At 42.7% G+C, this 22,778-nt stretch carries 16 protein-coding genes and 1 pseudogene; 10 read left to right on the top strand and 7 right to left on the bottom strand.

Features of this window, described 5'->3' with window-relative positions; genetic code table 11:
- Positions 1 to 17: 17 nt before the first annotated feature.
- From proS to BM329_RS02690, 3 genes are all read right to left on the bottom strand, one after another.
- Positions 18 to 1,739: a proline--tRNA ligase gene (gene proS, locus BM329_RS02700; protein ID WP_092548536.1), complete on the bottom strand. Its 1,722-nt coding sequence runs from the start codon at positions 1,737 to 1,739 to the stop codon at positions 18 to 20.
- A gap of 411 nt (positions 1,740 to 2,150) precedes the next feature.
- Positions 2,151 to 2,333 carry an MbtH family NRPS accessory protein gene (locus BM329_RS02695; RefSeq protein WP_092548533.1) on the bottom strand — a complete coding sequence of 61 codons (183 nt, stop codon included), beginning with the start codon at positions 2,331 to 2,333 and terminating at the stop codon, positions 2,151 to 2,153.
- Positions 2,330 to 5,500, bottom strand: a complete 3,171-nt coding sequence (locus BM329_RS02690) for a thioester reductase domain-containing protein (RefSeq protein ID WP_245758995.1) — start codon at positions 5,498 to 5,500, stop codon at positions 2,330 to 2,332. Before BM329_RS02690 ends, BM329_RS02695 begins: the two co-directional genes overlap by 4 nt.
- Positions 5,501 to 6,462: 962 nt before the next feature.
- On the opposite strand from BM329_RS02690, the gene glpT reads away from it, so the two are divergent.
- The 5 genes and pseudogenes from glpT to BM329_RS02665 all read left to right on the top strand — a co-directional run bounded on the left by glpT (position 6,463) and on the right by BM329_RS02665 (position 11,320).
- Positions 6,463 to 7,815, top strand: a complete 1,353-nt coding sequence (gene glpT / locus BM329_RS02685) for a glycerol-3-phosphate transporter (protein WP_092548530.1) — start codon at positions 6,463 to 6,465, stop codon at positions 7,813 to 7,815.
- A 373-nt stretch (positions 7,816 to 8,188) separates the two neighbouring features.
- Positions 8,189 to 9,598, top strand: coding sequence for a replicative DNA helicase (gene dnaB, locus BM329_RS02680; RefSeq protein ID WP_092548527.1), 1,410 nt, complete (start codon positions 8,189 to 8,191; stop codon positions 9,596 to 9,598).
- Between the two features lie 108 nt (positions 9,599 to 9,706).
- A pseudogene (locus tag BM329_RS02675) lies at positions 9,707 to 9,886 on the top strand (alanine racemase); the annotation flags it as partial.
- A gap of 4 nt (positions 9,887 to 9,890) precedes the next feature.
- Positions 9,891 to 10,061 (top strand): alanine racemase C-terminal domain-containing protein, encoded by a 171-nt coding sequence (locus BM329_RS02670; protein ID WP_092548524.1) that lies wholly within the window; start codon positions 9,891 to 9,893, stop codon positions 10,059 to 10,061.
- A gap of 65 nt (positions 10,062 to 10,126) precedes the next feature.
- Entirely contained in the window at positions 10,127 to 11,320 is a 1,194-nt protein-coding gene (locus BM329_RS02665) for an amino acid aminotransferase (protein ID WP_092548522.1), read from the top strand.
- A 198-nt stretch (positions 11,321 to 11,518) separates the two neighbouring features.
- On the opposite strand, the gene BM329_RS02660 is transcribed toward BM329_RS02665, so the two are convergent.
- From BM329_RS02660 to uvrA, 3 genes are all read right to left on the bottom strand, one after another.
- Positions 11,519 to 12,085 (bottom strand): disulfide bond formation protein B, encoded by a 567-nt coding sequence (locus BM329_RS02660; protein WP_092548519.1) that lies wholly within the window; start codon positions 12,083 to 12,085, stop codon positions 11,519 to 11,521.
- Between the two features lie 12 nt (positions 12,086 to 12,097).
- Positions 12,098 to 12,250, bottom strand: a complete 153-nt coding sequence (locus BM329_RS14960; protein ID WP_422643803.1) for a DUF5993 family protein — start codon at positions 12,248 to 12,250, stop codon at positions 12,098 to 12,100.
- Between the two features lie 385 nt (positions 12,251 to 12,635).
- Positions 12,636 to 15,467 carry an excinuclease ABC subunit UvrA gene (uvrA, locus tag BM329_RS02655; protein ID WP_092548516.1) on the bottom strand — a complete coding sequence of 944 codons (2,832 nt, stop codon included), beginning with the start codon at positions 15,465 to 15,467 and terminating at the stop codon, positions 12,636 to 12,638.
- A 251-nt stretch (positions 15,468 to 15,718) separates the two neighbouring features.
- Between uvrA and BM329_RS02650 the strand changes: the two genes are divergently transcribed.
- The 3 genes from BM329_RS02650 to BM329_RS02640 all read left to right on the top strand — a co-directional run bounded on the left by BM329_RS02650 (position 15,719) and on the right by BM329_RS02640 (position 19,637).
- Positions 15,719 to 16,243 carry a single-stranded DNA-binding protein gene (locus BM329_RS02650; RefSeq protein ID WP_092548513.1) on the top strand — a complete coding sequence of 175 codons (525 nt, stop codon included), beginning with the start codon at positions 15,719 to 15,721 and terminating at the stop codon, positions 16,241 to 16,243.
- Between the two features lie 831 nt (positions 16,244 to 17,074).
- Entirely contained in the window at positions 17,075 to 18,286 is a 1,212-nt protein-coding gene (locus BM329_RS02645; RefSeq protein ID WP_092548510.1) for an L-tyrosine/L-tryptophan isonitrile synthase family protein, read from the top strand.
- Between the two features lie 160 nt (positions 18,287 to 18,446).
- Positions 18,447 to 19,637, top strand: a complete 1,191-nt coding sequence (locus BM329_RS02640) for an MFS transporter (RefSeq protein WP_092548507.1) — start codon at positions 18,447 to 18,449, stop codon at positions 19,635 to 19,637.
- Between the two features lie 257 nt (positions 19,638 to 19,894).
- Here BM329_RS02640 and glk read toward each other — a convergent pair whose 3' ends face one another.
- Positions 19,895 to 20,863, bottom strand: a complete 969-nt coding sequence (gene glk / locus BM329_RS02635; RefSeq protein ID WP_092548504.1) for a glucokinase — start codon at positions 20,861 to 20,863, stop codon at positions 19,895 to 19,897.
- A 200-nt stretch (positions 20,864 to 21,063) separates the two neighbouring features.
- Between glk and BM329_RS02630 the strand changes: the two genes are divergently transcribed.
- Both BM329_RS02630 and BM329_RS02625 read left to right on the top strand, forming a co-directional pair.
- A complete protein-coding gene (locus BM329_RS02630) occupies positions 21,064 to 21,246 on the top strand; it encodes a hypothetical protein (RefSeq protein ID WP_092548501.1) in 183 nt (60 codons plus the stop codon).
- 121 nt (positions 21,247 to 21,367) lie between these two features.
- Positions 21,368 to 22,714 (top strand): NCS2 family permease, encoded by a 1,347-nt coding sequence (locus BM329_RS02625; RefSeq protein ID WP_092548498.1) that lies wholly within the window; start codon positions 21,368 to 21,370, stop codon positions 22,712 to 22,714.
- Positions 22,715 to 22,778 lie beyond the last annotated feature (64 nt).

Genomic DNA, 22,778 nt, shown 5'->3' with positions numbered 1-22,778 from the left:
GATATTCTCAAGCAAGATTAAGCTTGCTGAATTTGCTCTTTCAGAAATTCAACAATGTTTTCCAGTTTCAGCATCTGCTTATCACCAGTATGGCGGGATTTATATTCAATTTCATCGTTGTCCAGATTGCGATCACCGATGACCAGAGTATGTGGTACGCCGATCAGCTCCATATCAGCAAACATGACTCCCGGGCGTTCTTTACGATCATCAAAAATCACATCAATACCGTTGGTACGTAAGTCAACATACAGTTTCTCAGTAACTTCTTTCACCCGGTAAGATTTGTGCATGTTCATTGGCAGAATTGCTACTTGGAACGGAGCAATAGCACTTGGCCAGATAATGCCACGATCGTCGTGGTTCTGTTCAATGGCAGCAGCAACGATACGGGTTACACCGATACCATAACACCCCATAGTGACAACTTGATTATGGCCATCCTCGTTTTGTACGGTTGCTTTCAGCGCTTCGGAGTATTTAGTACCTAGCTGGAAGATATGCCCCACTTCAATACCACGTTTGATTAACAGTGTTCCCTTACCGTCTGGGCTGGTATCACCTTCAATGACATTACGGATATCTGCAATTTCTGGCAGAGCTAAGTCACGCTCCCAGTTAATGCCGAAGTAATGTTTGTCATCGATATTGGCACCGGCACCGAAATCACTCATGACGGATACACTACGATCAATAATAACAGGCATTGGCAGATTGACTGGGCCTAAAGAACCCGGTCCTGCATTCACAATGGTACGGATTTCTTCTTCAGTAGCAAAATTCAACGGGCTGGCTACCAAAGGCAATTTTTCTGCTTTTATTTCGTTCAGTTCATGGTCACCACGTACCAGCAGAGCAACCAATTTGTGTCCGCTTTCTTCTGTGGCGTGAACAATCAAGGTCTTGACGGTTTTTTCAATAGGCAGGCTGAATTGTTCAACCAGCTCAGTAATGGTTTTTGCATTTGGTGTATCGACCAGACGCATTTCCTCAGATGGAGCTGCGCGTTCATGAGATGGCATGATAGCTTCTGCCAATTCGATATTAGCTGCGTAGTTAGATTCGGTAGAGAACACGATATCATCTTCACCGCTGGCTGCCAGAACTTGGAATTCGTGGGAAGCACTTCCACCGATTGAACCGGTATCTGCCAGAACCGCGCGGAAATCCAGCCCGATACGGGTAAAGATTTTGCTGTAGGCATCGTACATTTTGTCGTAAGTCTCTTGCAGAGACTCTTGGCTGGTATGGAAAGAGTAAGCATCTTTCATGATAAATTCACGTGAACGCATAACGCCAAAGCGTGGACGAACTTCGTCACGGAATTTGGTCTGGATCTGGAACAAATTCAATGGAAGCTGTTTGTATGAAGTGATTTCATTGCGAACCAAATCAGTGATAACTTCTTCATGAGTTGGTCCCAAAACAAAAGGACGCTCACCACGATCAACAAAACGAAGCAATTCAGCACCATATTGTTCCCAACGACCGCTTTCCTGCCACAAATCTGCTGGCTGAACTATCGGCATGGAAACCTCAACCGCTCCCGCATTATTCATCTCTTCACGAACAATGTTTTCAACTTTTCTCAACACACGAACACCTGTCGGCATCCAGTTGTATAGACCAGAAGCAAGTTTACGGATCATTCCGGCACGAAGCATCAGTTTATGACTGACTACTTCTGCATCAGCAGGCGTCTCTTTTAAAGTAGAGAGCAGATATTGGCTAGTACGCATAGTAAGTTTCCATTGGATAGCAAATTGCTTCTGGGCGGCAAGATATACCACCCAACCCAGAAAATAAAATAAAATAAAATAAACCGCTAGTTTACCAGTGAGCTTACGATGTCCAAAAGGGTTTTAACGGAGTTCGATAGAAACCACTTCTGTCATGGTGACCAAAATTAGTGTGTCACATCAGCGCACCATAAAAATGGGCATGCCCCGCAGGAACATACCCATGATTATGGTTAAATGATGATTAATAATTATCTATTATACACTTCGTCTTTCAAACTGCCTCTTTTTTGGCTGCGCTCACTCACCCCGGTCACATAGTTAGCTATGCTCCCGGGGATTTGCTCTCTTGCCGTCGCGATGCAACTTGAAATCCATTGGGTATACAACCTGTGAATATCTACCTTTGGTCTATTTTGTCGGCTCAGACCAAATGTTGGCAACATGATCCAAACACTCTTCTTTAGATCCCATTCTTCCCGTTGCTATCCACCCCATCGGAATTTCATACTCCGTCGGCCAGACCGAATACTGTTTCTTGACATTGATGACCACCATCCAATTCATGGTATTACTTCCGGTTAACTGTTTCATGCTACAGCCTCCTGTTTGAAATTCTTTGTCAGAAGAGCGGGCAAGAACCCAGTACCAATCAAATAACGCAATACCTGATGGACATATCCAGCCGTAATTGTTGGACAACGAATGTCACTTCCAGTTAGCCCTGACAACGTATTTTTCAGCTCCAATTCGGGATGTATTTCGTCGATATAAGCAGGATCCAATGCCCGATAAGGCCTTTCTGTCATATCCCTGATCAGCGGAATTAATGGGTACAGAGGGTGAGTATCATTTAATGCAAGGATCTTCTCTTTCCCCTCATCAAATGGCACAGGGTTGAGGATATAGCCAAAATCCTGTACCCAGTCGAAAAATTGCCGGATGGAAACTTGTTCTGGATTGAACAAATTGAAAAATTTCCCATTTGATTCCGGTTTTCTGGAGATATGAACCAGCGATGCAGCCACATAATCAACGGGTACGATATCAAGCAGTAAAGCATGATTTGGATAGAAGCCCATTGACAAATAACCTTTCAAAGACGCAACCAGATAATCATTACCCTGTGCAGCCCCTGTACGGGTGTGTCCCAGAATCAGGCCCGGACGATAAATACTTACGGGAACATTTCTATTGCGGGCAATATTTATGATCCCTTCTGATACCCACTTACTGCCAGAATAACCGGAAGGATCACGTACCGATTCACTCATGGCACGATCATCTTCCATATAAGGACGAGGTGATTCGGTAGCAAACAGTGCATTAACGGAAGAAACATAATGGAAATGTTTCAGGCGTGTGGTACAAGCCAGCTCCAGCGCTGTTCTGGTTCCATCAACATTGATACTTTTCAGTGCACTATAAGGGTAGATAAAATTAACCAGTGCTCCGTTGTGATAAATAACATCGACAGTTTCTGCAAGTTGCTCCCATGTTTCCGGTAACAGGCCAAAACGTGGCTGCCCCAAATCACCAATCACGAATTCCACACGGTCCAGCCCATTACCAACATCAATCTGGTAATTGGTGAATCCGGCCTTGATTCTATTGAGGGCATGTTCTTCATCGGATGCACGGCACAGACAGATAACTTTGGCTGAGGTCTGTTTCAACAGTTGCTCCAGCAGATGTAGCCCGAGATATCCGGTAGCACCAGTCAGCAAAACTGCATCTGGCTGATACCAGTTGGCATGAGGCAATCCATCAGGGCGAACACCCTCTTTCAGATAGACATCATTCCTGAGGGTCTCGGCATGTTGGCGAATCAACGCTTCACTATGATAAGTTCCCACAATCCGAGCGGGATGCATCTGACGTGCGACTATCATTTCATCCAAAATGGCTGAGATTCTGGCAACTGTCGGCTCCACATAGATACCAGAAATCGGTATCCTCAATAAAAATGCCTTTTCAATGTTCTCTACCATGCGGGCGACCAGGATGGAGTGCCCCCCTATCTGGAAGAAATCATCAGTGATCCCAAATACATCTGTTGACAGTAAATCACGCCAAATGGCATAAACGCGTTTTTCAGTTTCTGTCTGTGGCTGTACCACGTCATAACTGGCGTTCATTCGTTCCGCAACTTCTTCCAACCGCTTTTTATCTCTTTTGCCACTGCTTGTCAGCGGAATATAAGGAATACGGTAATATTCAGTCGGTATCCAGGCTTCATGCAGCATTTCCCTGAGCGCTAATTGTGTTTCGCGTACCCACTCTTCTGGCACAACCATATTCGGATTGAACAGGATAAACGCTTGAATCTTGGCAAGATCTCCATTACCAGCTACCCGGATAATCGCATCCTGTACACTGTCTTGTTTTCTTAATGCAATTTCTATCTCACCCAATTCTATCCGATATCCACGCACTTTTACCTGATCATCCTGTCTACCCATATAAATAAAGGAACCATCTTCCAGCATACGCGCCATATCGCCCGTCAGATATGCTCTTTTTCCTTTTTGGGTCATATCGGGAACATATCTTTTCGCAGTTTCAGTCGGGTTATTGCGATACCCCGCAGTCACACCCATCCCTCCGATGAGAATTTCCCCCACGGTTCCTTTCGGAACAGGACGCAGGTACTGATCTACAATCGTAATACTCGTACCAGGAATGGGACCACCCAATTGAACTTTATCTCCTTTTTTCATGCGGAATGCCGTTGACCAGATAGTTGTTTCTGTCGGGCCATAAACGTTCCATAACGTACCACCTGTGGCCATTAGTTGATCTGCCAGATCTTGTGACAGCGCCTCTCCACCGCAAAGCATGACCATTTCAGAGCGGGGTTTCCAACCTGCATTCAGAGCCATTGACCAAGTCACAGGTGTCGCTTGAGCAAAGGTAAATTGTGGATTTGACAACGTTTCAGACAAGGCTGTCGCGTCACGTTGGGTATCAATTGAAGCGATATAGATACTGCCACCATGCACCACGGTCAGCAGCAATTCTAAAACTGAGATATCAAAAGAGAATGTGGACAGTGCCAACATATGGTCATGTTGACTGACTGACAGCAGTTTGCCAAACCCGCATAAGCAGGCAACCAGATTTTCATGCTGTACTTGCACTGACTTTGGCAACCCAGTGGAGCCAGAGGTAAACATCACATAAGCTGGGTGATTCCCCAGCACAGGGATATCAATATTTCCTACAATTTCTGCTTCTGTCATCTCATTAACATTATTTAATACCATATCCATCGGGATTAAGGTTGCTGCCTTCAGCCCCGACGACACCGTATCATCAGATACCAGAATACTTTCCGGCAGGCTGGCGAGAATATCGTTCAGACGTTTTTCAGGCATCATGGTGTTCAGGGGGATATACACCGCTCCAAGCCGCCAAATTGCCTGCATGGTAACAAACCATGCAATTCCCCGCCGGGCAGCAATAGCAACATTGCTGCCCATTTTTACACCTTGGTGGCGCAAGACATATGCCGCATTTTCAATTCGTTGATGCAATTCACCAAATGTCAGCGTTTCATGTGGATCAGAAACGGCGATATCATTCGGTATCACATTTGCCAGCTCAGCTAAGCGAGAGGGGACATTTTTAAACCACGGTTCTAGGTCTTCTGTCATTTGACTGATATCACTATTAGTTTTAGTTTCAATATCAATAGCAGGAGAGAATTTTTGCCCAGTAAATGCTGTGTGTAATATTGCCTTGTGTGTGTAAGTATTCATAATAATGCTCTCATTTTGGGCTCCATTGTTCTCATCATTTTTCATGATGAATGGAGACATCAATGCTGGTAGTCGTTATCTTTCAGCCTTGGTCTACATTCGGCATTTTTAAATGCCTTATGTTGACTGTAACTGAATCAAATAAAATAAACTGCAAAAGTTTAGTATGAATTCAATAAACATATTAATTAGTATTATTTTGTGATACTTAGTTAATCAAATAATCAACTTATATAAAGCTACTTGTTTATCGGAAACAGAGTGTATTACGCCTATACAATCTGCCGCCAAACTCATTCAACTTACTGATATAATTATAATTATATCCTTAAAACAGCTATCCTATACTACATAAACACTGGATCATGAGTACGAATAACTATTTGTGGTAATATCTATTATTTTGAATTTTAATTTCAATAATTTTATTTGTAATCCTGTTATAAAAAACGCAAAACATGTAAATAAAAAATAAATACCGAGGAATAAACAAACACATTATTTAAATAATACTATTAGATAAACAGTATATTTTACTAACCTACAGACAAAAGAATGCCACCATTCATTATTAAATTAAACTTATAATATTTGTATTTACATAGACTATTTTGTTATAGGTTTATGATTAGTGAGAAAAATGTCCCTAATAATAATGAGTTTTTGTAGGATAAAGAACATAAACGAACTTGAAACGTACAAAAACAAATAAGAAAAGCGTTTTATTGTGACGTAGATCACAATAAAACGAATAAATTCTATTTTAAAAACCCTCTAAATCACTCAAAATCATCCACTTTACGAAATTATATCTATATGCTAGCAATACCTCACTGTCATATTAGGTTATCTTGGCTAATATTTCCTTCGATATAGAAAATATCTTGTTAAGTTTTTTTGTTTAATGCCATCATTGCTCAATAGTGGTGATTCGCTCATACAGAAGTCACGTGGAGACAGACATGTTAAGTATTTTTAAACCGGCTCCCCATAAAGCCCAATTACCTGCGCAAGAGATAGATCCACTCTATCGTCGCTTGCGCTGGCAAATTTTTATAGGGATCTTCTTTGGCTATGCTGCCTACTACCTGGTAAGAAAAAACTTTACTCTGGCGATGCCTTATTTAGTAGAGCAAGGCTTTTCCAAAGGAGATCTTGGCTTCGCTCTCTCGGGAATTTCAATTGCATACGGATTCTCAAAATTCATCATGGGTTCTATTTCCGATCGTTCGAATCCACGTGTTTTCTTACCTGCTGGTCTGATAATGGCCGCGGCCGTCATGCTGTTTATGGGATTTGTACCGTGGGCAACATCCAGCATTGCTATTATGTTTGTATTACTGTTCTTCTGTGGTTGGTTCCAAGGCATGGGTTGGCCTCCTTGTGGACGCACAATGGTTCACTGGTGGTCACAGAAAGAACGTGGCGGAATTGTTTCTATATGGAATTGTGCCCATAACGTTGGTGGTGGTTTACCGCCATTATTGTTCCTTTTAGGTATGGCTTGGTTCAATGATTGGAAAGCTGCTCTATATATGCCTGCATTTGCAGCTATCCTCGTGGCTATCATGAGTTTCGCCTTGATGCGTGATACACCACAATCTTGTGGTCTGCCACCAATCGAAGAGTACAAAGATGATTACCCACCTGATTACACTGAAAAAGATGAAAAAGAACTGACTGCAAAAGAAATTTTCGTGCAGTATGTTCTACCCAACAAGTTGCTGTGGATGATCGCGATTGCCAACGTATTTGTATACCTGTTGCGTTACGGCATCCTTGACTGGTCACCAACTTACTTAAGAGAAGTGAAACACTTTACGCTGGATAAATCTTCCTGGGCCTACTTCCTGTATGAGTATGCGGGTATTCCGGGTACGCTGTTGTGCGGCTGGATGTCTGACAAAGTATTTAAGGGCAACCGTGGGGCAACCGGTGTATTCTTTATGATATTGGTGACTATTGCCACTATTATATTCTGGATGAACCCAGCAGGTAACCCGACTATCGATACGCTTTGTATGCTGGTTATCGGTTTCCTGATTTACGGCCCTGTTATGCTGATTGGCTTGCATGCCCTTGAACTGGCACCGAAAAAAGCAGCCGGAACAGCGGCGGGCTTTACCGGTCTGTTTGGCTATCTGGGTGGTTCAGTGGCTGCCAGCGCCATCGTTGGTTACACCGTTGACTACTTTGGCTGGAATGGTGGTTTTATGATCATGATCGGCGGTAGTGCATTGTCTGTTGTTTTATTGCTGTTTGTTATGTTAAGTGAAAACAAACATAAACAGGAAATATCTCACTTGAGTCAGTAAGTTTGAGACAAAAATACTGCTTAATATTAATCGCAGTACAGTTTATTGTACTGCGATTTCATTAAATAGATTTAACGCTGATTTTATGGAATATGGAGTAACTCTAAAAAATTTGCCAATAGCAAGACTCTCAATATGCTATCTGTTTTTCTTTATAAAGAAGAGAGTATACACTTCGTCTTTCAAACTGCCTCTTTATTTGGCTGCGCTCTCTCACCCCGGCCACATAGTTATCTATGCTCCCGGGGATTTGCTCTCTTGCCGTTGCAATGCAACTTGAAATCCATTGGGTATATATAATTACTCAAGGCTGTTTTCATGGCGTATACTGATTCCCTATTTTGTTCTTGTTTAGTGGATTGATGCGGTATACATGGCTGGAAAAAAACCAACTAACAACAGTATGGCTGAACCAAAAGATCGCCAAGTGGAAGGGCTGAAACTTCCACCACACTCTTTGGAAGCAGAGCAATCCGTGTTGGGCGGTTTGATGCTGGATAACGAACGTTGGGATAATGTTTCCGAACGGGTCAACAGCAATGATTTTTTCAGCCGACCACACAGGCGTATTTTCTCCGAAATGCAGCGTTTACTCGAAACGGGTAAACCTATTGACTTAATTACATTATCGGAATCTCTTGAACTGAATGGTGAACTCGATAATGTCGGCGGGTTTTCCTATCTGGCTGAACTGTCAAAAAACACACCAAGTGCCGCGAATATCAATGCGTATGCTGATATTGTCCGTGAGCGAGCCGTCGTTCGTGACATGATAGCCGTGGCAAATGAAATTGCGGATGCGGGTTATGATCCGCAAGGGAGAACCAGTGAAGAGCTGCTGGATTTGGCAGAATCACGGGTATTCCAGATTGCAGAAAATCGGGCAAATAAAGATGAAGGTCCGAAAGGCATTGAGCAGATCCTTGAAGAAACCGTTGAGCGAATTGAACTGCTCTACCAGCGTCCGCACGATGGTGTGACAGGTGTTTCTACAGGGTATCAAAATCTGGATAAAAAGACCTCAGGGTTGCAAAAATCAGACTTAATCATTGTCGCAGCACGTCCCTCAATGGGAAAAACCACTTTTGCGATGAACCTGTGTGAAAACGCAGCGATGATGCAGGATAAACCTGTTCTGATTTTCAGCCTTGAGATGCCCGGCAATCAGATCATGATGCGTATGCTGGCATCCCTTTCCCGAGTGGATCAAACGCGTATTCGTACCGGTCAGCTTGATGATGAAGACTGGGCTCGTATTTCCAGCACTATGGGGATATTGCTGGAAAAACGTAATATGTATATTGATGATTCATCTGGCCTGACTCCAACAGAAGTGCGTTCCCGTGCGAGACGGGTTTTCCGCGAACATGGCGGACTTAGCTTGATTATGATCGACTATCTGCAATTGATGCGGGTACCTTCGCTATCTGATAACCGGACACTGGAAATTGCCGAAATATCCCGTTCTTTGAAAGCACTGGCAAAAGAACTTCAAGTTCCGATTGTTGCATTATCCCAGCTTAACCGTAGTTTGGAACAGCGGGCCGATAAGCGTCCGGTTAACTCCGACCTGCGTGAATCAGGCTCCATTGAGCAGGATGCCGACTTGATCATGTTTATCTATCGTGACGAGGTATATCACGACAATAGTGAACTGAAAGGTGTGGCAGAAATTATCCTTGGTAAACAGCGTAATGGCCCTATCGGTACGGTAAGGTTGACTTTTAATGGTCAATGGTCACGCTTCGATAACTACGCATGCCCGAGCTATAGTGATGAATAAACTTAGCGCCTATTTCCCATATTCCAAATGATTTGTAATCATCGGTGCCTATGAGGATAGGCCGTATTGACTAAACCGGACAGGAACATTATAAAAGAAGGGGACAAAATGAAAGCGGCAACTGCTGTTATAGACCGCCGCGCTCTGCGACATAACCTGCAACAAGTCAGGGTACAAGCTCCTGGCAGTAACGTGATTGCAGTTGTGAAAGCAAACGCCTATGGACATGGTTTATTAGAAACTGCGCACACAATGGAAGACGCTGACTGTTTCGGTGTTGCCCGGATTGGATATGATTATGGTGGATTTAGGGCCTGCGTGTCAGGACAAAGTCGGGGACGAGGTGATCCTTTGGGGCAGCGCCCTGCCTGTAGAAAAAATTGCGGAACACTCTGGCGTCAGTGCTTACGAGTTAATGACTAAATTGACTTCACGTGTTGCAATGGAATATCTAGACGCGTAATTCACTAAGTTATATTGTCTGCTAATGTGTTTTTCATATAACTCAGCAGCAGGGAGTATAATATCGTGTTCCAGCATATTGATTCATACGCAGGTGATCCTATCCTGTCGTTAATGGAAGCATTTAATAACGATCCCAGAGAAGAAAAAATTAATTTGAGCATCGGCCTTTACTACGATGCACAAGGTATCACTCCTCAATTACAGGCTGTTGCAAACGCAAAAAAACAAATGAGCACTCTGCCTCAGTCTGCTTCTCTTTATCTTCCGATGGAAGGATTATTTGCCTATCGCGTGGCAATTCAGGAATTGCTATTTGGCAAAGATCATCCATTGTTAAATCAGAAACACATCGCAACCATTCAAACAGTGGGGGGATCAGGAGCATTGAAAGTGGGTGCAGATTTCTTACACCGTTATTTCCCTGATTCTGAAGTATGGTGCAGTGATCCAACCTGGGAAAACCATACTTCCATTTTTGCTGGGGCAGGAATTAAGGTGAATTATTACCCTTATTTTGATGACAAGACCAAAGGGGTAAAATTTGATGAAATGCTGTCTACATTCAAACAGCTGCCGACAAAAAGTATTATTTTGATGCACCCTTGTTGCCATAACCCAACAGGCTCAGATCTAACTAATGACCAATGGGATCAGGTGATTCAGATTGCCCAAGAGCGGGAATTGCTTCCTTTCCTTGATATCGCCTATCAGGGATTTGCAGATGGCATGGAAGATGATACTTATGCAATTCGCGCAATGGCAAATGCGGAATTACCTTGTCTGATTAGTAATTCATTTTCGAAAATCTTTTCACTATATGGTGAGCGCGTCGGTGGATTATCCGTTGTTTGTGATGATACAAAAGTAGCAGAACATGTCTTGGAACAATTGAAAGCGAGTGTGCGTCGCATCTATTCTAGCCCACCTAATTTTGGTGCTCAGGTCGTTGCCAGAGTATTATGTGATCCTGAATTAAAAAAACAGTGGCTGGAAGAAGTTGAACAAATGCGTTTACGCATTCGGGAAATGCGGGCAGTTTTAGTCAATACCCTGAAAAAATCCTTGCCAGAGAAAAATTTTGACTATCTACTGAAACAGCGTGGTATGTTCAGCTATACCGGATTCAGTCAGGAACAGGTTGATCGATTGCGTGAAGAGTTTGGCGTTTATCTGGTTGGTTCTGGCCGTGTTTGTATGGCTGGCGTGAACCATTATAACGTGCTACGCATTGCAGAGGCATTTGCTGCGGTAAATTAGTGGCTTACCACCTATAGAATTAAACATTCCCCCTGTTCTAATGATGTACACCTGAAGAAACACATGAAGTCTGTTATTTCATTGATTCGGTATTATTGAATCGATAATGACAGAATATCATTCCATAGATTTTTGTTGAAAGTGGAAGGCTGAGGAAATAAGTTAGCCTTCCTGCTCTATTATTAATAATATGAAGTGTTACTTTTTCAACAACTCATAGAACGTTGGGTTATCATCACACTGCCCACCGCCACATTCCAGAATGGTAGAAATCAAATTGGCAGCGATCAAAAATGCGAATAACCCCATGGCAATTTTGCCCAACATTGGTGGAGTGTATCTTGCAGAGTCGGTATTGCCTGTTTTCAGAGGCATAATTACCGCAATGGCAATAATGGTCAGAATTGATACGATTGCAGCCCAAGTATAAAAGTGTAACCCGAAGAAAGTTGAACCATATCCTGTATCACCTGGCAGGATATGAAGAGAAACATGACGCATGGCAACGAAGCCAGTTACAATACAGCCAATAATTGAAATACTGTAATGGGTATTTTTTATACCAAAGTAAATATTAAACAAAAAGCCGAACCCGATCATGATAATGCCGGCACGTTGCAATAGACATAATGGGCAGGGAAGTTCAAAACGTGCTAATTGATAATAAAATGCGACTATCAAAATAACACTGATACCGAATAGACCGAGAATATTTAAGCTCGTCGCGAGATTAATATCACGTTGTGTTGATATTGTATTATGCATTACAGCCTCCGATCAGAAAGAAAGATTCAGTGCATCAGTGGCATGATATTGAAACCAAAATACCGTGATGATTAATAAAGCAAACCAAAGTGAGTATGTCAGCTTTTTCTTGCGTGTAATTACTGAGATAATTATAACCAACGCAATTAAAAACGGTAAAAACATATACATATTTAATCTCCATTATAAGTATGAGACATATATTATGTCATTAGTGCGTGAAAAATGTGATCAGTATTAATATTAGATCAACAATACGATACTAATTTACGAAAGGTTATTTTATTAAAAATGGCTGTAGAAAAATGCTTTTTTGTACGTATAACAATGCATTTGGTCAGTAATTGATTAAAAAATATACACAATGGATTTCAAATTGCATCGCGACGGCAAGAGAGCAAATCCCCGGGAGCATAGATAACTATGTGACCGGGGTGAGCGAGCGCAGCCAACAAAGAGGCAGTTTGAAAGACGAGGTGTATAGGTGAAATCCTCCCCATTGTGTGGGGGAGGGTAATATAGACAGGACACGTTTAGTGACTACAGTAGGTTAGTCACGCTCAAGTATCGGTTTCAAAAAACGAGCCGTATGTGATTCCTGACACTGGGTCACTTCTTCTGGTGTTCCCGATACCAGTATTTCACCACCACCGCTCCCTCCTTCAGGGCCGAGATCGACAATCCAGTCAGCCGTTTTAATCACATCCAGATTATGCTCGATCACAACAATCGTGTTTCCCTGATCCCGAAGTTGATGCAGGACAGACAGTAACTGCTGAATATCCGCAAAATGCAGGCCGGTCGTCGGTTCATCAAGGATATACAGTGTCTGGCCTGTACCTCGCTTAGAGAGTTCCCGTGCCAGTTTTACCCGTTGTGCTTCCCCGCCTGACAGTGTTGTTGCCGATTGCCCCAGACGAATATAGGAAAGACCAACATCTATCAAGGTTTGCAGCTTACGGGAGAGGGCAGGGACAGCATCGAAAAACTCCCGTGCCTCTTCAATGGTCATATTCAGCACTTCATTAATATTCTTGCCTTTATATTTGATTTCCAGCGTTTCACGGTTATAACGTTTGCTCTTACACTGATCGCAAGGTACATAAACATCAGGCAGAAAGTGCATTTCAACCTTAATCACACCATCGCCCTGACAGGCTTCACAGCGTCCACCTTTTACGTTGAAACTGAAACGTCCCGGTGTATAGCCACGGGTACGAGATTCAGGAACACCTGAAAATAATTCTCTTACAGGCGTAAATATACCAGTATAAGTAGCGGGGTTTGAACGAGGGGTTCTGCCAATAGGGCTTTGGTCTATATCAATGACCTTATCAAAATACTCCAGCCCTTCGACATCGATATAAGAGGCAGGATTAATGTTTGTTGCCCCGTTTAGCTGACGCTGGGCGATAGGGAAGAGTGTATCGTTGATCAGCGTCGATTTACCGGAACCAGAAACGCCGGTGATACAGGTAAACAAGCCGACTGGCAGTTTTAGTGTTACCTTTTTCAGATTATTGCCTTTTGCTCCAATCAATTTTAGTATCTTGTCAGGATTGGCAGGCACACGCTGCTCTGGAATGGCAATTTTGCGTTCACCACTCAGGAATTTTCCGGTGAGAGATTTTTCACTTTCCATAATATTGGAAAGAACCCCTTCGGCAACAATCTCACCGCCATGTACACCCGCGCCAGGCCCGATATCGATAATATGATCAGCCGCACGGATGGCATCTTCATCGTGTTCGACCACAATAACGGTATTACCCAGATTACGCAGATGCAGCAACGTTTCCAACAAACGTTCATTATCCCGCTGATGCAGGCCGATGGAAGGTTCATCCAGCACATACATTACGCCGACAAGACCTGCACCAATTTGGCTGGCTAAACGAATACGCTGGGCTTCACCGCCCGAAAGTGTTTCTGCTGAACGGGAGAGAGTCAGGTAATTCAATCCAACATTAACCAGAAATTTCAGGCGATCACGGATCTCTTTCAAAACTTTTTCAGCAATTTTGGCGCGTTGCCCACTCAGCCTAATATTTTGGAAAAATTCCATCGCATGACCGATGCTGAAATCAGAAATCTGGGGCAGCGTGGTGCTTTCAATAAAGACATAGCGGGCTTCTTTGCGCAGTCGGGTTCCGTCACAAGAGACGCAGGAACGATTGCTGATATATTTTGCCAGATCTTCCCGTACCGCAGTAGATTCCGTTTCTTTATAGCGGCGCTCTATATTGTGCAAGACACCTTCGAACGGGTGGTTACGAACGGTCACATCGCCGCGATCATTGGTATATTTAAATTCGACGGATTCTTTTCCTGAGCCATATAAAACTACTTTCCTAATCACAGAACTTAACTGATTAAATGGCACTTCGATATCGAATTTATAATGTTCTGCCAGTGATCTCAGCATCTGGAAGTAATAAAAATTACGGCGATCCCAGCCACGTATTGCGCCACCAGCAAGGGATATATCACCATTCTGAACAACTTGCACAGGATCGAAAAATTGCTGAACGCCTAAACCGTCACAAGTCGGGCAGGCACCGGCAGGATTGTTGAAGGAAAACAGGCGTGGTTCCAGTTCACTCATACTATAGCCACAGATTGAACAGGCAAAATTGGCGGAGAAGATCAGTTCTTCGGCCTGCTCATCATCCATATTAGCAATGACTGCTGTACCGCCGGAAAGCTCCAGTGCGGTTTCAAATGATTCTGCCAGCCGTTGGGAGAGATCGGCTCGTACCTTGAAACGATCTATAACCACTTCAATGGTATGTTTTTTCTGCAATTCAAGTTTAGGTGGATCAGAAAGGTCACAGACTTCACCATCAATACGGGCGCGGATATAGCCTTGTGCAGCGAGGTTATCCAGCAGTTTGGTGTGCTCACCCTTGCGCTCCTTGACGACAGGGGCCAGCAACATCAGGCGTTGGCTTTCCGGCAATGCCAGTACATTATCCACCATCTGGCTTATCGTTTGCACTGCCAGAGTGATATCGTGCTCGGGGCAGCGCGGTTCACCCACGCGCGCAAACAGCAGGCGAAGATAATCGTGAATTTCAGTAATTGTCCCGACCGTAGAGCGCGGATTATGGGAAGTAGACTTTTGCTCAATGGAAATCGCTGGGGATAGCCCTTCGATATGATCGACATCCGGTTTTTCCATCAATGATAAAAACTGGCGGGCATATGCAGAGAGCGATTCCACATAGCGCCGCTGACCCTCTGCATAAAGAGTATCGAAAGCCAGGGATGATTTACCGGAGCCGGACAGCCCAGTAATAACGATTAGTTTGTCACGGGGAATTACCAAATTGATATTCTTGAGATTATGGGTGCGGGCGCCCCGAACTTCGATGTTATCCATATACCACTTCTCAGATTATTGATAGAGCAAAAATATGTAAACGCGTTATTATCGCACAAACATTGCTGAATAGATATACAGTATTAGATGGGAAATCATGCTGCAACCACTGCAATGTAAAGTACGATGCGCTTCGCAAAGTATAATATAACGGGTATATCTTTAAACTTAGCTCTCGCATGCTAAACTACTTTGCTTATAATTAGAGAAGTCCGTTTTTAGCAAAATTCATTTCATCAGGAGTATTTCCAATGGCCAGCAGAGGCGTAAACAAAGTTATTTTAGTGGGTAATTTGGGGCAGGACCCGGAAGTTCGCTATATGCCGAACGGAGGTGCAGTCGCCAACATTACTCTGGCAACGTCTGAGAGCTGGCGTGACAAGCAAACCGGTGAGATGAGGGAAAAAACTGAATGGCACCGTGTAGTGCTCTTCGGTAAACTGGCAGAAGTTGCAGGTGAATATCTGCGCAAAGGTTCTCAGGTCTATATCGAAGGTTCTTTGCAGACCCGTAAGTGGCAGGATCAGAGTGGTCAGGATCGTTATACCACTGAAATTGTCGTAAATGTTGGTGGTACCATGCAAATGCTGGGCAGCCGTGGTGGTGCAGGGCAAGAAACTGCTCCGGCACAAAGCGGTTGGGGGCAACCACAACAGCCACAGGCATCTCAGCAATTCAGCGGTAGCGGTGCGCCATCTCGTCCGGCTCAGTCTCAGTCTTCTGCACCACAGAGTAATGAGCCACCTATGGATTTCGATGATGATATTCCATTTTAGATTTGATTTCGGAAATTCGGTAAATAATTGAATCTAACACCCCGTTTATACGGGGTTTTTATTTTATGTAACTATACCTGTCGTCTTTCAAGTTGCAGCTTTGTTGGCTGCGCTCACTCACCCCAGTCACATAGTTAGCTATGCTCCTGGGGGTTCATTCCCTTGCCGTCGCGCTGCATCTTGAAATCCATTGGGTATATAAAGTTTTTATTAATTACCTTGATTTTTTTACAGATAGTGAATGAAATAGCAAATAATTTAATCCACTGATAATGTCAGAATATAACAAAAAGGGAAGTTAGTTAACAATTCTGGCGTAAAAATTCCTGAAGTAAATCACTTGCAAAGCTACCGTTCGGAGGAATCTATTATATTATAAAAACAGAATTAAGTTCCCTTAAAAGTACTATTATTTTTCAATCCTATTTTATTTTAAATAAATATTTTTTTATATATTTTAATTTGTAATCGTCATGAAAATGAGAAAATATATTAATGAATAAAGAAAACACACAAATGATAATCGTCACCTTTCAGATAATGATATAGCTCTTTTTAGTTATTATTCGTTATTCTTCTTTTGCTTCTTTATTCTGCTTCTTAGCTTAGGAGTCATCATTCCTATCCGGGAGAAGAGAAGAGTCTGAGAAAGCATTGTGCAGATGTGTCTGACTAGCAGATGTGTCTGACTATATAGTCAGCAATACTCCAATCTATATTGGGGATAACACGCCTTTACAGATGATAAAAGAGATCTAGAAGCTAAATACAGAGTTATTCAAGAATCCATACATTTTACGGGATGTACCTATAATTATTTAGGAGGATAAATTGAAAAATGTATCTGTTAGCACAAATGGTTCAATCATTGAAGATTCACTTATGTTTGGTCAATTTGGATGGCCGGAGTCTGAACCTGATATGATGTCTAATGGCAATTTAATTGCAGCAGATTTACGTGAGGAATTACTTAATAAATGCTCTATTTCTAAAGAGTTACCCTCTGAGCAGTGGTGGAAAGAGAAAAGAAAAAAAGATATCCCTTTGCACGTTATGGTTCGGGATTATCTCAATCATCCGGTTATCCAGTTTAATTCGAAAACTATTTTTTCATCCTGTCTGGAGACATTATCGAAAATCAAATCTAGTATAAATGAGAGAGGAGAAATTGATATCATCCTTCCTGTCTTTTGTGTTATTAGTAATTGGCAAAAAAGACATGATATTACTTCTTTGACTATGGCTGAAGAGGTGTCTTTATTACACCTTGCGAAAGTTTCAACATATCTTGAAGAAAATACAGGAATAAAAATTCGTTTTACCATTCTTTCGGATGCTACATTTTATGCGGGGATTTTTGGTGACCCAATGGATGCAGCAGAAAAATATATCAGGGATCTAAAAGAATTCACTAAAATAAGAAAAGTAAATGAGATTGTTAACATTTTTGATATATCTAATATAGTCGCATTACTTCAGGATGATTATGACAGTGCTTTATCAAACCATTTGAAAACATTCACATCAAATCCATCTTTTGGAATTAGTCATGAGGAGGCAATCCGTTTCCACGCAAGTGTTGGGAGTACTGTTAACATATCAGATTTATCTCTGACATATAATCAAAAGAAGGCTATGTTTTGTGATTCCATTTTTCCTGATTTGGAAACAAAGAATGAAGTTATGAATAGAGTTCATACTGCTTTCATTCATTACAGAGCGATGAAAGAAGCAATGGCGAGTATTCGATGGGAAAAGCTTTTGTTTCCTAATGCGATCCGAGCCACTATTCATCACAAGACGTTACCATTAATTGGTGTCAGGATATATCCTGATTATAAGAGTCATTCACCTTATCTTCCTTATCACGGTATTGCCGTTATTGAACACCGGAAAAATATTTGGCGAATGAGTATTGAACAAGAAATCCACCAACATGGTAAGAGAATGAGAATTATTAATCATCGGGGGGTAAGTGACTTTTATGTAGATGCTGATACGTTGGAGAATATGACGACTTTATTGCAGGAATCGAACTCTTAATAAACATCAGGATAAGATTGTTACTCTATGACCTGATATATCAATACGGAAGATAATCAAATAATGAGGATTTATAAGAAAATCTTCCGTTACGGTAAAAGCAGTTCAGGTCATTAGTAATATATGTGTTGTATTTGTTAGTATCTCCAGAGGATTATTCATGCGTAATCTTATCTTAATTATTTTGGGAAATATCGCATTAGAGAGTGCGGTACCGCTACTTTTCACTGTAGGAGGGTTGGCTGGCCTGCATCTTGCTCCATTGGCCTGGCTTGCGACTTTGCCTATTGCTATACAAATGGCAGCCGGAAGTGTTTGTTCAATTCCATTTTCGAACTTCATGGCACGTTATGGGCGGAGAAGCGGATTTATTCTGGCCAGTATAGCAATGGTATTTGGTGGAGGGGCTTCAGCGGTTTCGATTTATTTAAACAGCTTTCTGCTTCTGCTTGGAGGGCATTTCTTGATTGGCATCGCGATGATTGGCATTAATTTTCTACGATATGCCGCAGCAGAAAGTGTTCCCAAGAACCGGGCTGCAACAGCAAGCTCCTTATTGCTGGCTTCAGGGATAATTGGTGTTGTTATTGGTAGCGAACTTTACGGGAAAGGAGATGGGCTGGGTTTTGATCTTCCATTTATCGGAATATACGTGATTGTGTCCGTTATTGGAGGGGTCGCGGTTCTTGCATTTGCAGCACTTGAAGCGGGTCTTGGATATTCAGCCAGTTCAACAGAAGATAATGCCGGTAAATCATCAGGATTCTCTTTTATTGCTAAAAATCGGCCTTTATTGTTTGGCATTACGGCGATGGTACTGGGTCATGCAATTATGATGATAGTCATGTCACCTGCCTCAATTGCCTCGGTAGGCTACGGTATGAATGATTCAGAAACAGGTATGTTAGTTGGTGTCCATCTTATCGCTATGTTCGCACCCGGTGTCATCACTGGTATGCTTATATCAAAAATGGGAGCGAATAATATTATTCTCTTGGGAGCTTTCTTGAATCTTATCGGTTTTCTGGTTGGGCTGACCAATGAAACAAAAATAGTTATTCTCGGAGCGCCATTGATCTTTGCTGGAATAGGGTGGAACTTCATGTTCTTGGGCGGAACTCATCTTATCAACAGCATGTCTGATGGTATAAATAAAGTTCGTGTTCAAGGAGCAAGTGAAACGCTTTTGGCTGCTGCATCAATGGTGTTTGCGCTTGCGTCTGGGGGAATTTACGAATCACTGGGTTGGAAAGGGTTAGTTTTTGTTGTAACAGTGATGACGTTGCTGACTATTGCATTACTTTTTATTCGGATACTTTTAACATCGAAAGTTGCCGATAAACCGGATTGACTTTTTCTCTTGAAGCCCCACTGTTGTGAGGCTTTCCACTTTTATTTTTACTCCCACTTTCATTTTCAGGGGTGAAGTCTCACTCACAAGAACGCACTGAACTCTTCTGCAGCGGGCATTTTTATGGGATGTTTGAAGCCCGGTGATTTTATCTCCTGACGTGAAAGCTGGATAGACTGCTCATGCTAAATACACTTAAATCTGTTACCAACAAACTAAACAAATAAATAGCATGAGCAAGTATAAAATGAACTTATTTACCCAATCGATTTTCCCAGCGATTGGCGGATATAAGAACCCGCACCCAATAATCCCGGTTTATCATAGGTAATCAGATAGACAGGAATATCTTGTAAATAATTTGTAAATCGGCCTTTGCTCTCAAATCCCTTGCGAAACCCCGATTTTTGGAAGAAATCAAGGAAGCGCGGGACAATTCCACCTGCAATGTAAACACCACCAAATGCACCCATATTCAGTGCTAAATTCCCGCCAAAACGCCCTAATGCGGCACAGAAAATTTCCAGTGTACGCTTGCAGATAGGACAGTTGCCACTCAGCGCGCGATCTGAAATATCACGAGGGGTAATTTCTTCTATTGGCTGACCGTTCAGTTTCATCAGAGAACGATAGATATTGACTAATCCAGGCCCTGAAAGGACACGCTCTGCTGAAACATGACCATATTCTTCCCGCAATACATTCAGCATATGATCTTCGTCCACACTATCGGGCGCAAAATCGACATGACCACCTTCACCGGGCAGGCTCATCCACTGGTTTCCCGTATGAACAAGATGTGCGACTCCCAAACCTGTACCCGCACCATAAACTGCGATTGGTCGCTTGGACTGAGGTTGTTTTCCGCCAATCTTTATCATGTCATCTGCACCCAGAACCGGAATGGCAAGGGAGACAGCGGTAAAATCATTAATGACCTCAAAACGTTCCCATCCCAGAGATGTTTTCATTTGGCTGACCGAAAAACGCCAACTGTGATTGGTCATGCTGATAACATCCTCTGTCACCGGACAAGCAATTGCGATGCAGCTATATTTGACGGCACAGTTTTGCTGTTTCAGATACTGGCGGATAACAATTTCAAGCGATGCATAATGCGCACAGGGATAGAATTCGATTGCGCTCAGTTGCCCGGTATCTACATCACATAATGCCAGCCGTGCATTTGTACCGCCGATATCGCCTACCAGAGCATAAGTTGTCATGTTTTATCTCCTTAAGTCTTAAAGCCGAATTGAGGGGATTTTACACAAGATCAGGCGTAAAGGCGTATAAAATGTATCATTAGTCTGGTAAAAGCCGTTATTTATTCAGCAGGAGTAAAGCGGTTTTTCCAGTTCTTTTCATAATCTTCGCGAGGAAAATCAGCCGGAGATGTGCCATTTTTAAGCGATATGGCTGGCTTATGCGCATAAACCAGATTCCTTTATCAAAACCTGCTTTGTTGGGTAGTGGAATAGGAAAATCTTCAGCTTTTTGTGATTACCGCTTGATTCTCATCCCCGATCCACTGGATAATCGTTCGCCTCAAATTTCCTCACTATTTTTTTACCTGAAAAGCCAAACGATTGCGCAAGTGAATGCCTGAACCAACGAGTACGGCACTGATCTTTATTATTTAGAGACGTAATCGTTTTCGTTGGATGAGGACGGGGAAGATAGTGAGACATTTTCAATGCAAAATATTCAACAGAAAGCAGGGGAAACACATGTCTGGTATGCAGGTACCAACTCAATGCAAGCTCGATAAGTATTTTAAGATTACTGAACGTGGATCGACTGTGCGTCAGGAAATTCTTGCTGGGTTGACGACATTTTTGGCGATGGTTTATTCCGTTATTGTGGTGCCGGGCATGCTTGGACAAGCCGGATTCCCTCATGCTGCCGTATTTATTTCTGTCTGTCTGGTAACCGGTGTTGGCTCATTATTGATGGGATTGTGGGTTAATCTGCCAATGGCAATTGGTTGTGCGCTTTCATTGTGTACATTTACTGCGTTCAGTTTGGTTTTAGGACAACAGGTAAGTATTCCTGTGGCGCTTGGCGCAGTCTTCTTGATGGGATGCCTGTTTACACTAATTTCGGTGACGGGCGTAAGAGCGTGGATTTTACGTAATATCCCCATGAATATTGCACATGGAACAGGGATTGGTATCGGGTTATTTCTACTGCTGATTGCAGCCAATGGTGTTGGATTGGTGATCAAGAATCCTCATGACGGTTTGCCTGTTGCGTTCGGTTCATTGACGACTTTTCCCGTGATTATGACGCTCTTGGGGTTAGCCGCAACTATTGGATTGGAGCGGAGAAAAGTACCGGGCGGTATTGTGTTGGTGATTATCACAATTTCAATTATCGGTTTGATTTTTGACCCGGCGGTAAAATATCAAGGATTTTTTAAAGTTCCGACTTTAGGGGAAGACGGTTTGTCCCTGATGTTCAGTATGGATATTATCGGCGCGTTACAACCTGCTGTGTTGCCGAGCCTTCTGGCGTTGGTAATGACGGCGATATTTGATGCCACAGGAACCATTCAGGCAGTAGCCAGTCAGGCGAACCTGTTGGATAAGAGAGGCCAGATTATCAGTGGTGGTAAAGCTCTGACCGCTGATTCTGCCTGTAGTATTTTCGCGGGAGCTATAGGCTCTTCTCCGGCTGGAGTTTACATTGAATCTGCCGCTGGAACGGCTGTTGGCGGCAGAACGGGTTTAACTGCTTCTGTCGTTGGTATTTTATTTCTATTGATTTTATTCTTGTCACCATTGTCGTATTTAGTCCCTGCATATGCCACGGCTCCTGCTTTGATGTATGTCGGGTTATTGATGTTGAGTAATGTACGGAAACTGGACTTCAATGATTTTGTCAGTGCGATGTCCAGCTTGCTGTGTGCAGTGTTTATTGTACTGACTTGCAACATTGTGACAGGCATTATGTTGGGCTTCAGTACGTTGGTTGCCGGGCGTGTTTTTTCGGGCGAATGGCGTAAGCTGAATATTGGCACGACGATTCTTGCTATCGTATTGGTTGTATTTTATGCCGGAAATTGGGCCATTTGATTAAACGAATATGGACAAATATAAAGGGGTTTATAGAAAATATTGGATATTGGATATTGGTAAT

The sequence above is a fragment of the Xenorhabdus koppenhoeferi genome, assembly GCF_900116635.1.
In the GTDB taxonomy this organism is placed as follows: Bacteria; Pseudomonadota; Gammaproteobacteria; order Enterobacterales; family Enterobacteriaceae; genus Xenorhabdus; species Xenorhabdus koppenhoeferi.
Note: the sequence above shows the minus strand (reverse complement) of the source record. Positions and strands in the feature narration are given on the sequence as shown.